At 70.5% G+C, this 12,253-nt stretch carries 6 protein-coding genes; 4 read left to right on the forward strand and 2 right to left on the reverse strand.

Features of this window, described 5'->3' with window-relative positions:
• Positions 1 to 200 precede the first annotated feature (200 nt).
• Entirely contained in the window at positions 201 to 878 is a 678-nt protein-coding gene (locus tag ABD798_RS20690; RefSeq protein WP_344877243.1) for an HNH endonuclease family protein, read from the forward strand.
• Positions 879 to 968: 90 nt separating this feature from the next.
• Here the strand turns inward: ABD798_RS20690 and ABD798_RS20695 are convergent, their stop codons facing one another.
• Complete coding sequence (locus ABD798_RS20695; RefSeq protein WP_344877245.1) at positions 969 to 1,976, reverse strand: ArsR/SmtB family transcription factor; 1,008 nt, start codon at positions 1,974 to 1,976, stop codon at positions 969 to 971.
• 206 nt (positions 1,977 to 2,182) lie between these two features.
• Positions 2,183 to 5,956 carry a hypothetical protein gene (locus ABD798_RS20700; RefSeq protein WP_344877247.1) on the reverse strand — a complete coding sequence of 1,258 codons (3,774 nt, stop codon included), beginning with the start codon at positions 5,954 to 5,956 and terminating at the stop codon, positions 2,183 to 2,185.
• A 172-nt stretch (positions 5,957 to 6,128) separates the two neighbouring features.
• Between ABD798_RS20700 and ABD798_RS20705 the strand changes: the two genes are divergently transcribed.
• The 3 genes from ABD798_RS20705 to ABD798_RS20715 all read left to right on the forward strand — a co-directional run bounded on the left by ABD798_RS20705 (position 6,129) and on the right by ABD798_RS20715 (position 11,659).
• Positions 6,129 to 7,334 (forward strand): NAD(P)/FAD-dependent oxidoreductase, encoded by a 1,206-nt coding sequence (locus ABD798_RS20705; RefSeq protein WP_344877249.1) that lies wholly within the window; start codon positions 6,129 to 6,131, stop codon positions 7,332 to 7,334.
• Between the two features lie 470 nt (positions 7,335 to 7,804).
• Positions 7,805 to 8,491, forward strand: a complete 687-nt coding sequence (locus ABD798_RS20710) for a CHAP domain-containing protein (RefSeq protein WP_344877251.1) — start codon at positions 7,805 to 7,807, stop codon at positions 8,489 to 8,491.
• 156 nt (positions 8,492 to 8,647) lie between these two features.
• Positions 8,648 to 11,659 (forward strand): AfsR/SARP family transcriptional regulator, encoded by a 3,012-nt coding sequence (locus ABD798_RS20715; RefSeq protein ID WP_344877253.1) that lies wholly within the window; start codon positions 8,648 to 8,650, stop codon positions 11,657 to 11,659.
• The last annotated feature ends 594 nt before the right edge of the window (positions 11,660 to 12,253 follow it).

Consider the following 12,253-nt stretch of genomic DNA (forward strand, 5'->3'; position numbering starts at 1 on the left):
GGCGACGCTGGGCGTGCTGCCGACCGCCGGGCTCGTCGGGCTCGCGGTCGTCGGCAACGGCGTCTGCGAGCTGCTGGACAACGCCGGCCGGAGCTGAATCTCGCGGCGATTTCCCCTCCCACCGGAGGGTCGTTCCTTCGAGCGCACGGGCGATGCGTCATGATCGGCGCGCTTGTCCGTTGTCGTGGAAGGGAACTGGCGTGAGCCGAGGGCGCTGGATTCTGGCCGCCGTGCTTGCCGTGATCGCGATCGTGTTCGGGGCCGCCGCGGTGCTCATGGACGATCCGCAGCCGAGCGGCTCAGGACCGTCGCCGACCACGTCGGGGCCCGCCCCGTCCGGGGACACCGCCGCGGCCAGCAAGGCCGACCTTGACCGGCTCACCGTCGCCGCCGCGCACGCGATGAAGGGCTACACCAGGGAGAAGTTCAAGCACTGGATCACCCAGGGCGAGAAGTGCGACACCCGCGAGACGGTGCTCAAGCGGGACGGCAAGAGCGTGGTCACCGACGCCAGCTGCAAGGCGACCTCCGGCAAGTGGGTCAGCCGCTACGAGGGCAAGGAGATCGCCGCCGCGGGCGAGATGGACATCGACCACACGGTGCCGCTGGCCAACGCGTGGCGCTCCGGCGCCGACACCTGGACCGACCAGAAGCGCCAGGAGTTCGCCAACGACCTGACCAACCCGCAGTTGCTCGCGGTGTCGGCGGCGACCAACCGCTCCAAGGGCGACCAGGACCCCTCGCAGTGGAAGCCGCCCGCCAAGGACGCGTGGTGCGACTACGCCAAGGACTGGATCACGGTGAAGAAGACCTACTCGCTCAACGTGACCGACGCCGAGAAGACCGCGTTGCGCGACATGCTCGCCACCTGCAAGTAGTTCGGAACGCGAAGGGCGCCCGGTCGGATCCGATCGGGCGCCCTTTTTCGCAAGAGCGTTAGCGCGCTCTAACGGTCCAGCGAAAAGCCGCTAGTCGGCGGCGACGGCGAGCGCGGGCGCGGGAGTCCTGCGCGAGACCGCGGGCGTCGTGGTCGTGTTCAGCAGCTGCTGCGCGAGCGCGGTCGGCGCGTGCCACATCGAGCGGCCCTGGCGCGCGGTGGCGATCAGCCCGCAGTGCCGCAGCACGGTCAGGTGCTCCGAGACCCGGCTCAGGCTCACACCGACGCGCTGGGCGATCTGCGTGGTCGAACCGCCCTGGCCGAGCCCGCGCAGGATCGCCGCCCTGGTCTGCCCGACCAGCGAGCGCAGCGGGTCCTCCGACCACGGGACGTCGGGGGAGAAGCGGGCCTTGGTGGGGTAGGCGAGGATCGGCTGGCCGCTGAGGTCGCGCATCAGCTGCGGTCCCTCCGGCAGGAACGCCGAGGGCGCCAGCACCAGTCCGCGGCCGGCGAGGTCCACCTCGGAGCGCTGGGTGGCGGCCAGCTCCAGCACCGGCGCGCGCCAGCGGATCGTCGGGTGCAGGCCGCTGAGCAGCCGTTCCGTCCCGTTGGCGAGCAGGACGGTCGAGCGGTCGGCGAGGTCCGCTTCCAGGTGCGCGCGCAGTTTCGCCCAGTCCGGCTGCAGGCACGTCTCGTGGTAGCGGCGCAGCACCGTCAGCAGGATGCGGGTGCCGCTGCGACCACCGGAGTGCCACATCCAGCTGGGCGCGCTGACCGAGCGGGGGTCGATCGTGCGCAGGTGCCGGTGCAGCGGCTGCTCGCAGTGCGTCGCCAGGTCCTGGAGCTCGCGGTCGAAGGTGGCGCGCTCGCCCAGCGCCGTGACCAGCGCGGTGCTCAGCGGCTGGTCCTGCGGCACCAGGTCGAGAAGGGTCAGCGAGTCCGACCTGGTCAGCTCGGCGAGCCTGCGGCGCCAGCGGCCGAATTCGGCGCCGCCACCGGCCTGGGCCAGCACCCGGACACTGAGCAGGGTCTCCACCAGCGGGGAGACCAAGAAGCGGATCCGCGGCAGATCGTCGGGTCCGAAGCGTATGCGTAGCACGAGCCCTCCGCGGCGTGGGGGATTTGCGGGTGTCCGGCACGAGGGGCACCGGAACCGTCAACAAATACCTAGAAAACCCGTCGGTGGGAAATACTCCATCGAATCGCCGATAGCGATATCAGCCGGGTGACGTACCCCCGCCGCTGCGAGGCGCCCCCAGCTCGTCACGCAGGGTGGTGACGGGCCGGGGGCGCACACGGTAGCGGTCAGCGGCCGTAACCGGCGAGGTAGCTGGAAACAAGACGGCCGTCTCGTTTCTCCACTTCCTGAACGACCACGAGTTTGTCCTGCGGATTGGCTCCGCCACGCCCGAGTGCCCGGTCAGGAGCCCCGAAATCGACCTTTCCCGTCACGCCGGAGTAGGTCAGCGCGCCGGTGGTCTCGCGCAGCGACTGGTGCAGCTGGTGCCGGTTGGGCACCGCCTTCGCGTCGGTCCTGGCCCGCTCGGCGGCGGTCAGCAGGAGGTGCACCGCGTCGTAGGACAGCATCACGTGCCCGTTCGGCCCTGAGCGAAAGGCCGGGCCGCCGCGCTGCCGCTGCTCGCGCTCCACGGCGAGGTGGTCGGCGAAGAACCGCTCCACCCCCGGCTCCAGCCGTCCGTTGCCGCGCTGCTCCCAGCCCTCCCTGGTGGGGCCGAAGGTGGTGAAGAACAGCCGCTCGCTGGCGTAGTCCTCGCGCCCGGCGAGATCGCGGAAGCCCGCGGTCTCCAACTGCGAGAGGTCGTCGCCGCCCATGATGATCGCCTCGTCGCGGCAGCTGCTGCGGCTCAGCTCGTCCAGCAGCGTCGGCAGCTCGTTCGCCCGCCCCGAGTAGACGATCATCGGGCCGGGCAGGTCGGGCGGGTTCTCCTCGCAGATCTCGCGGACCCGCGTGTGCAGGGTGCTCGCGGTGCCCGCCGTGCCCGCCTCGTAGGGCTTCTCGATGCCCGCGCGCAGCTCCGGCACCTGCTTGCGCTGCTCCTTGTCCAGCTCGCGCTGGTAGTCCTCCTTCAGCTCCCTGCTGTAGCGGTCGGTGGGGTTGTAGACCAGGAACGGCTGCCTGCCCCGGAACGGCCGCGCGGTCACCGCCCACTCGACCGCCACCTGCGCCTGCCTGGCGTTGGTCGGGGCGACGCGGAAGAAGTACGGCTTGCCGCTGAAGGTGTTGCCGGAGGGCGCCGAGCCCATCATCGGGATGCCGGACCAGGTCGCGGTCGCGGTGCCCAGCAGCTCGGCCGCGCGCACGGTGGCGTCCCTGGTCTGGCCCATCCCGCTGACCGCGATCACCGTGGGATCGGCGTCGGCGAGCGCGCGGATCTGCTCGGCGGTGTGCTCGGCGTGCTCGGAGTCGCCGCCGAAGTTGGCCGTCAGCAGTCGGATCAGGAAGCCGCGCTGGATGGTCGAGGTGCCGAAGCGGTTCCAGTCGCGTTGCGCGAGGTAGGCGCCGCGCAGTTCGTTGACGCCCGCCGAGAGGTCCCGTTTCGGGCGCTCGGTGGAGCTGAACATGGAGGCCACGACGATGCTCACGTACGGGCGGCCGCCGTCGCGACCGGCCTCCCTGAGCACCTGGTCGTTCTGCTCCTTGATGAGCCTGGTCAGCTCGGCGACCTCGCGGTCGTCGTCGCCCGCCGTGCTCTCGTCGGCGAGGAAGGTGCCCGCCGCGCCGGTGATCCCGACGCACTCACCGTCCACATTGGACAAAACTTGGCTGTCGTCGACGAGCGTGCCAGCGACCGTGCCGACGGAGAAGATCCCCTCGCGGTCGCAGTGCACCAGCACGTGCCGGACGTACACAGCGCCGTAGAGCACCAGCAGCACCACGGACAGCACCGCGACGGACTTGCGGATCGCGTGCCTCGGCGGCCACACCAGGGGGTAGGGGTGCTTGCCTGAGCCGGCGCAGTACTCCGGGAGCTCGGGCAGCGGTGTCGCGGGTTTCGCGTCCTGCGAGGCATGCACCAAGGCACGGTATCGGGCGAGCTGCCGGGCCACCGCAGGGTCGTCGTCGGCGTTGAGCGAGCGGTAGCCGTCCAGCACGTCGTGGAAGAGTTCTCCGCCTCGCAGCGCGGTTCCCGTGCGCGAGCGCAGCCGCCACGTCGCTCGCACGAGATCTTCGACGCGGCGCAGCCGAGGTCCCTTGAGCCAGCCGAGCCCGGCCTTCAGCGGCGCGATCTCGATGTCGGAGCGGTAGGGCGCGGCGGCGATCTCCTCCAGCTCCGCTGCCCAGCGCCCGTGCCACTGCGCGATGCGCGGCGCGAGGTAGAGCGCCACCGCGCGCACGTCGCCGAGCGCGAGGCAGTGGTAGAGCCGGTCGGCGTGCTTGCCGAGCCTGCCGTAGTGATCGCGCAGCGCGCGGTGCACCTGGTCGTGCGTGAAGTCGGCGTTGCCGTTGGTGCGCAACAACTCCTCGGCCAGCAGGTCGCGCAGCAGCGGGTGGAACTCCAGCTGCGAGCAGTCCGGGCTGAGCGTGACGAAGCTGTAGGTGGACAGGCTCGTCCAGATCTCGTCGGCGTCGCGGTCGGGGACCAGCAGCCGGATCGTGTGCACGTCGAGCCTGCGCGGCGCGGCGAGCCGGGCGAGCAGTTGCCTGGTCAGCGTGCGCTGCGAGAGATCGCTGTCCCGGAACCGTTGCAGGAAGCGCAACATCAGGTACTCGCCGACCGTCTCGGTGCGGTCGGCGCCCTCGGCCTCGGGGTTCGGCACGAGCTGCGAGTAGACCGATCGCACCGGCGGGACGACGCGGTCGCGGGCGTAGCGGCGGTCGACGACCTTGATCGCCAGCCGGACGGCGAGCGGGTGCCCGTGCGTGACCTCGTGCATCTCCGAGACGAGGCTGGTGCGCTCCGCCGTTCCGGCGCGCCGCTCCGTCCACTGCGCGAGGAACTGCCCCGTCTCGTCGCGGGTGAACGGGCGGAGGCGGATCGGCAGGTAGGCGCTGTCCGTGCGCTTAGTGCGCTCGAACCTCGTGCGCCAGCCCCAGTAAACGGCGCGCGCGATGTCCACAGGGGACGGTTCGCCGCCGTCCTCGCCGACGAGCTCGTGCGGCAGCGGGATGTCTTCGATGTCCGCAGTGGACTGTTTGGTGGCGATCACCAGCAGCGGCAGGTCCGGATGGCGTAATCGCGCCTCGGCCAACAGCTCCACGACGTCCGTAGGGGGCGCGGGCGGCACAGGACGGTTGGCGGGGAACAGGTTCAGCTCGACAGGGGACAGCAGGTCGGCCCCGTCCAGCAGCAGCACGCAGTTCACCTTGCGGTGCCTGGCGCGGCGGTAGGCGGCGTCGATGTCGGCGAGGAACGCGGCCACCAGGAAGCGGTCCACGGTCAGCCGGTCCCTGCGGTCCTCGCTGTCGGCGAGGTGCCACAGCTGCGAGATCACCGCGTCGACCTTGCAACCGGGGCTCATCCCCAGCAGCTCGCGCCCGGCGACGCGCTCGTACCAGCCCAGCACGGCGGCTTGGCGGTACCCGGCCAGCCAGCGCAGCCAGCCGGGCAGCACGGTGGCCAGCGTGACCAGCCAGCGGCCGAGCGGGCGCAGCAGCCTGCCCAGCCACTGCGTCGGCGTGCTGGCCTCGGCGACCGAGCTGAGCGCGTCGGTCACCGTCGGAATGGTGCGCGCGTCACGGCTGATCAGCTCCCGCGCCGCTCGCAGCGGGTCCGCCTCGGCGGGCGGGCGGCCGCCCAGGATCGCCCTGGCCAGGCCGTAGCGCGGCATCCGCAGCCTGCCGAACTGCGGGTGGAAGTACTGGCGCAGCTGGTTGTGCGCGGCGTCGAGCACGTCGCGGCAGGACTTGGAGCCCGTCTCGTCGAGGTCCACGCGCGCCAGCGGCACCGACGGCTCGCACCGGCGGCGCACGTGGTCGAGCAGCGTGGTCTTGCCGCTTCCGCCGGGGCCGAAGGCCACCACCACCGGCAGCGGGTACCGGGCCCGCCGGTCGATGAGCGACTCCACCAGCGCGGCGGTCGCGTCGCGGCCGACGAGACCGATCTCAGGCTCCAGCACGCTCGGTGTCCCCCTCCTGGCCCTGGCACGAAGCGCCCAGCCTAGTAACCCGGCGCTCACCCGGGGTAACCACCGCGCAACGGCACAGGTGGGGGGTGGGCGTCACCCTGACAGGTAGGTGTTCGCCTGGGTTGTTGATCGTTTGATCGATGGCGCTGCATGGTGTTCACCCATGGGTGGCGATCGGAACTTCGTGGTGGTGGGAGCCGGCCTCGCGGGTGCGAAGGCCGTGGAGACCCTGCGCGCCGAGGGCTTCGACGGCCGGATCGCGCTGCTCGGCGAGGAGGACCGGCGGCCGTACGAGCGGCCGTCGCTGTCCAAGGACTTCCTGCGCGGCGCCCCGGCGTCCTGGGTGCACCCGGAAGGCTTCTACGCCGAGAACGGGGTGGAGCTGCGGGTCGGCCAGCGGGTCGCCGCGCTCGACCGGGAGAGCCGCGAGGTCGTGCTGGTCAGCGGCGAGCGCCTCCCGTTCGACCGGCTGCTGCTGGCCACCGGTGCGACGGCGCGCCCGCTCGCGGTCCCCGGCGCCAACCGGCCGAACGTGCACTACCTGCGCACCATGGCCGACGCCGAGGCGCTGCGCTCCGCCATGGACGGCGCCGAGCGGATCGCGGTGATCGGCGGCGGGTGGGTCGGCACCGAGGTCGCGGCGTCCGCGCGGCGGCTCGGCCGCTCTGTCGCGTTCGTCGAGCGGCGCAACAGTCCACTTCAGACGGTGCTCGGCGCGCGCATGGGCGAGGTCTTCCGCGACCTGCACGCGGAGAACGGCGTGCACATGCACATGGGCGTGACGGTCACCGAGATCGTGGACGCCGGGGTGCGCACCGATCGCGGGCTCGTCGAGGCCGACCTCGTGGTCGTCGGCGTCGGTGTTCGGCCGCGCGTCGAGCTCGCCCGAGCCGCAGGACTGTCCATTGAGGACGGGATCGTGGTGAACGAGTACCTGGAGACCTCTTCTCCCGGCATCTACGCGGCGGGCGACGTGGCCACGGTCCGGCATCCGTTGCTGGGCAGGAAGGTCCGCGTCGAGCACTGGGCCAACGCGCTCAGCCAAGGCCCGGTCGCCGCGCGGAACATGTTGGGGCGCAACGAGGTGCACTCCGAGGTGCCGTTCTTCTTCTCCGACCAGTACGACCTCGGCATGGAGTTCCGCGGCGTGGCCCGCCCCAGCGACGAGCTGGTCGTGCGCGGTGACGTGGCCGCGCGCGAGTTCATCGCGTTCTGGCTCTCCGGCGGGCGCGTGATGGCCACGATGAACGTCAACGTCTGGGACGCGGGGGAGCTCCTGGACACCCTCATCGCCCAGCGCGCCGAGGTCTCCGGCGACCTCCTCCGCTCCGCCTCGCTGCCCTCCCTCGTCCGCTCCCTGGCCCTCTGAGGTCGGGGTGTCTTCAAGACCACCAAACCCTCCGTTCGATCATCGCTAACCACCGCAAACCCCGCGCTCCGTGCGGGTTCGCCGTCGTTGAAGACCGCCGGGGCGGGGGTTTGTGGGTCTTGAAGACCGCCGAACTCCGACGTGGCCCTGCCCTCCACCCACGTCGTCGTTGCCAGGCACGGCCGCAGCGCCGCACGCGAACCACCACATCCGCCAGGCGGCCCCCAAGATCAACGCCTCCTTTGACGCGTCTAACGCACTGAACGGGTCGTTCAGTGCGTTAGAGAACCTGAACGGGTCGTTCAGTGCGTTCAACGCGTCGAAGGGGCCGTTGGGAGTGCGGGTTTACCGGGTCTTGGGTGGGGCTTAGGGCGGACGGAGGACGGTGAGGTGGTCGCCGGGGAGACCTGGCGGTGGTGCTCCAGTGGCAACCCCTGCCGCCGCTGGGCACCAGAAGAGGGGATGCAGCGATGGAAAGCAGTGTTCTCCTGCGGCTCGGTCGCGGGTTCGCAATCGTCGGCATGAGCGCGGCGGTGGCCGTCAGCTCGGTCTCCGTGCCCGCCTCCGCCGCACCTGTGGACCCGGCACCGGCGGTGCTGGAAGTCCTCGACGAGCACGGCGCGCCCCTGGTCGGCGCCGAGCTCCGCGAGTTCCTGGAGGAGGAAGCGGCTCGCACGGCGGGCACGGAGCCGGACGTCTCCGACGACACGAGTGCTGACGACCTCAACGCCATGGCGCTCAAGGACAACATCGTCAAGATCGCCAACGCCGAGAAGGGCAACGGGGAGAAGCCCAACGGCAGCAACTGCACGAAGTACTCGAAGATGTGCGTCGCGTGGTGCGCGCTCTTCGCCACCTGGGTCTGGCGCAAGGCCGGAGTGGGCATTCCGCAGTACCCGTTCACCGGCGACGTTTACAAGTGGGGCCAGCGCAAGGGCAAGTCCTACGGCAAGGCGAACCTCAAGAAGGCCACCAAGGGTGATGTGCTGCTGTTCGGCACGGGCCCGTCGAGCACGAAGACCAGCACCCACATCGGAATCGTGAAATCGGTGTCCGGAAGCTCCGTGACGCTGATCGAGGGCAACTCCAAGAACAAGGTCCGCCAGGTCAAGCGCACCCTGAGCAGCCGGACCTTCTACGGCGGCAGCCACCCCTGACGCCGGGGGAACAGCCGGGTGGGGACCTGCGCCCCCACCCGGCATTTCGGCACTGGATATCAAGTTTTCTGGTGTCGGCTGCGACAGTCGGAGGCAGACACACCGGACGGCACCACCAACAATTGGCCATCGACCGTCCGAGCACGGAGGGCCACGGTGGACTTTCGCATTCTCGGCCCGGTTGAGGTCTGGGAGGCGGGAGCCCGCCTGGACCCGCCGCCGCCGAAGTCCCGCCAGATCCTGGCGATGCTGCTGCTCGACGCCGGCCGGATCACCCCGGCCGAGCGGCTGATCGACGCGGTCTGGGGGGACGAGCCGCCACCGCACGTGCGCAAGGCGCTCCAGGTGCACATCTCCCACCTGCGCCAGCTGCTGCCGTCGGTGTCGCTGCGCTACAGCCCGCCCGGCTACCTGCTCGCGGTCCGCCCCGACCAGGTCGACCTGCACGTGTTCCGGGCCAGGGTCACCGCCGCGATGCAGGAGACCGACCCCGGGCGTGCGAGCGAGCTGCTGCGTGACGCGCTCGCCCTGTGGCGCGGCCGAGCGCTCGCCGACGTCGGCTCCGACTGGATGCGCGAACGGTTCTTCCCCGGTCTCGAGGAGGAGCGCTTGGCCGCGGTCGAAGCGCGCATCGACGCGGACCTCACGCTGGGCAGGCACGCGGAGCTGGCCACCGAGCTGCCGACGCTGGTCGCGGACAACCCGCTGCGGGAACGCTTGCGCGGTCAGCTGATGACGGCCCTCTACCGCTGCGGTCGCCGTGCCGAAGCCCTGCGCGTGTTCCAGGAGGCGCGGCGCGCGGTCACCGAGGAACTCGGCATCGAGCCCGGACCTGATCTGCAACGGCTCCATCTCGACATCCTGGAAGGCCGCCCGGACGCCCCCGGTTTCAGCGGTGAGGCGACGAGCGCCCGCGAACAGGCCACGCGCAACTACCTCCCGCGCGATGTGCACGATTTCACTGGCAGAGAACAAGAACTGCGCAAACTCGTAATGTCCACAGTGGACTCACCGTCGGCGCTGCGGGTGTGGTGGCTGGACGGTCCGACCGGAGTCGGCAAGACGGCGTTGGCGATCCGGGCGGCCCACCGCCTCGCTGACCGCTATCCGGACGGACAGCTCTTCGTTGAGCTGCACGGACAATCCGCCGATCACAGCCCCGCGGCGCCAGAGGTCGCGCTGGACGCGTTGCTGCGAGCGCTGCGCGTGCCGAGCGAGCGCATCCCTGACGGGCTCAGGGAACGCGCCGCGCTGTGGCGAGCGGAGTTGGCCGGGCGTCGCGTGCTGGTGGTGCTCGACGACGCGGCGGACGAAGCTCAGGTGCGGCCGTTGCTGCCAGGCGGAGCCGGGTGTTCGGTGATCGTGACGAGCGGTCAGCGGCTCTCCGGAATCGAAGGCGCGACAAGGGTTCCGCTCGACGTGCTGCCTCCTGAGGACGCGCGCACCCTGTTCGCGCGCATCCTCGGCGACGACCGCGCGAAGGCCGAACCGGCCGCGGTGACGGAGGTCGTCGAGCTGTGCGGCTACCTGCCGTTGGCGATCCGGATCACCGGCGCCAAGCTCGCCGCGCGACCGCACTGGCCGGTGTCGCGGCTGCTGCGCAGGTTGCGTGACGAACGCCAGCGCTTGGATGAGCTGTCCGTCGGCGATCTCGCGGTGCGCACCGGCCTCGCCGTCACCTACTTCGGGCTGGACGAGCGGAGCCGGCGCGCATACCGGCTGCTCGGCGCGCTCGGCTACGCCAACCTGCCCGGGTGGTTGGCCGCACCGCTGCTCGACGTGTGCGAGGACGAGGCCGAGAACGTGTTCGAGCAGCTGGTGGACGCGCAGCTCGTCGACGTGATCAGCAAGCCCAGCGAGCCGCCGCGCTACCGCGTGCACGACCTCGTCCGCATCCACGCCCGCGAGCGCGCGGAGCTGGAGGACGACGAGGAGGTGCGCCGCGAAGCCGTGCACCGCGCGGTCTCCGCCCTTCTGTCCACTGTGGAGTCTCTGGTCGAGAACCTCCCGCCCGCGGTGCCCCGGTTGTGCCAGACGGAGCTGAACTCCGCGCCCTCCAAGCGAAATCGCACTCCGGAGACGGACACCTGGTTCGAGCAGGAGGAGGCCGCGCTGATCACCGCCGTGGAGCGCGCTGCCGAGCTGGACCTGGCCGAGTCCGCCGCCGGGTTGGCCGAGGCGCTGGTGTTCGCGTGGTTCGCGGTGCGCAACCGCTACGACGGGTGGGAGCGCACGCACAACGCCGCGCTGGCCGCGCTGCGCCGAGCCGGACTGCGCCACGGTGAGGCCGCGCTCGAATGCAGCCTCGGCCAGATGTACTACAAGCGCGACAACTTCGAGACCGCGCGCGAGCACTTCAGGACCGCGCTCACCCTGTTCACCGAGGCTGGCGACGCGCGCGGGGAAGCCGTGGCGCTCAACGGGATCGGCATGGTGAACCGCGAGTTCGCCGAGCACTCCGCCGCGCTGCCCGCGCTCAACCGTGCGCGCAGGCTGCTCGCGGACCAGGGCGATGAGGAGGGCGTCGCGCACGCGCTCTACGGGATCGGCTACTCCTACCGCGAGTTGGGCGAGGACAGCGCGGCGCTGCGCACGCTCAACCAGGCGGCCGAGATGTACCGCTTCGTCGGCAACGAGCGCGGCGAGGCGCTGGCGCTGCGCGGGATCGGGCTCGTGCACCGCGCGGCCGACGACCTCGCGGCCGCTGAGGAGTATTGCGCGCGTTCGCACGACATCGTGACGGCCGTCGACGACGCGCTCCTGGTCCGCTACACCGCGCAGGCCCTGGCGAAGGTGCGCATCCGCCGGGGCGGGGCGGCTGAGGCGGAGCCGATGTTGCTGGAGTGCTTGCACGGCTGCCGCGAGCTGCACGACACCTTCGGCGTCGCGCTGGCCAGGCGCACGCTCGGCGAGTGCTACATCGCGATGGGGGAGCCGGAGCGCGCTCTGGACTACCTCGGCCAGGCGCTCGTCGACTGGGACGCGATCCGGCTGCCCGTGTGGCGGGCGCGCACGTTGCGCGATCTCGGGGCCGCGCACGCGATCTCCGGCGACGTCGCGAGCACCGAGCGCGCGTGGGCGGAGGCCGCCGAGGAGTTCCGGCGGCTGGGTACCAGGGAGGCGAGCGAGGTCTCGACCTGGGCCGAACGGTGGCCTCGCGTTCGTTAGTGCCGCCATTCGAGTTGCTGCTCCCGTTACGACAAACGGGGGTTCTTTTCCCGGCCGTGCCACCTGGGGATGCGCGAGTTCCGTCTCTGGAGGACTGTGGAACAGGCTATGACCGGTTTCGCGCGTGCTGTGGGCTGTTCGTGTCACGGTCGCGATGGCTCCGAGGTGGTCGTTTTCGGTATAGGCGCAGGTAACAACGTCTGTGCTCTGGCGGCCTCCTGGTCACAGCCCTGTGAGCTGCGACTTTGTCTATAGGGCGGTTTGGGCTAACCAAGCCGCCGTTCGGCGTGGGCGGCTCGGGGTAGCGCTGCGGCGCCCGTTGGCGTATCGACTGGTCGTTTGTACTGCGATAAAGTCGCCGAACTTCGTCTGCTTTTCATTTCCCAGGAATTGGGTAAATTTTTAGTTCTGACCCGGTGTGGCCGTTGAAATCCGTGTCTGTACGAACTCGGGGAACCGTGCCTAACATCGATCTCACGTTCGCAGCGTCCGTTCAGGGCGGCGAACACTGATCAGTACTCCGTTTCCTTGACCCCACGGGCAGAAACCCCTGCCGTGGGGAGGACGTGCGCTTTTCCTTGCTCGGCTCCCGCT

Origin of the sequence: Allokutzneria multivorans (genome assembly GCF_039537405.1) — a bacterium.
GTDB classification, from domain to species: Bacteria; Actinomycetota; Actinomycetes; order Mycobacteriales; family Pseudonocardiaceae; genus Allokutzneria; species Allokutzneria multivorans.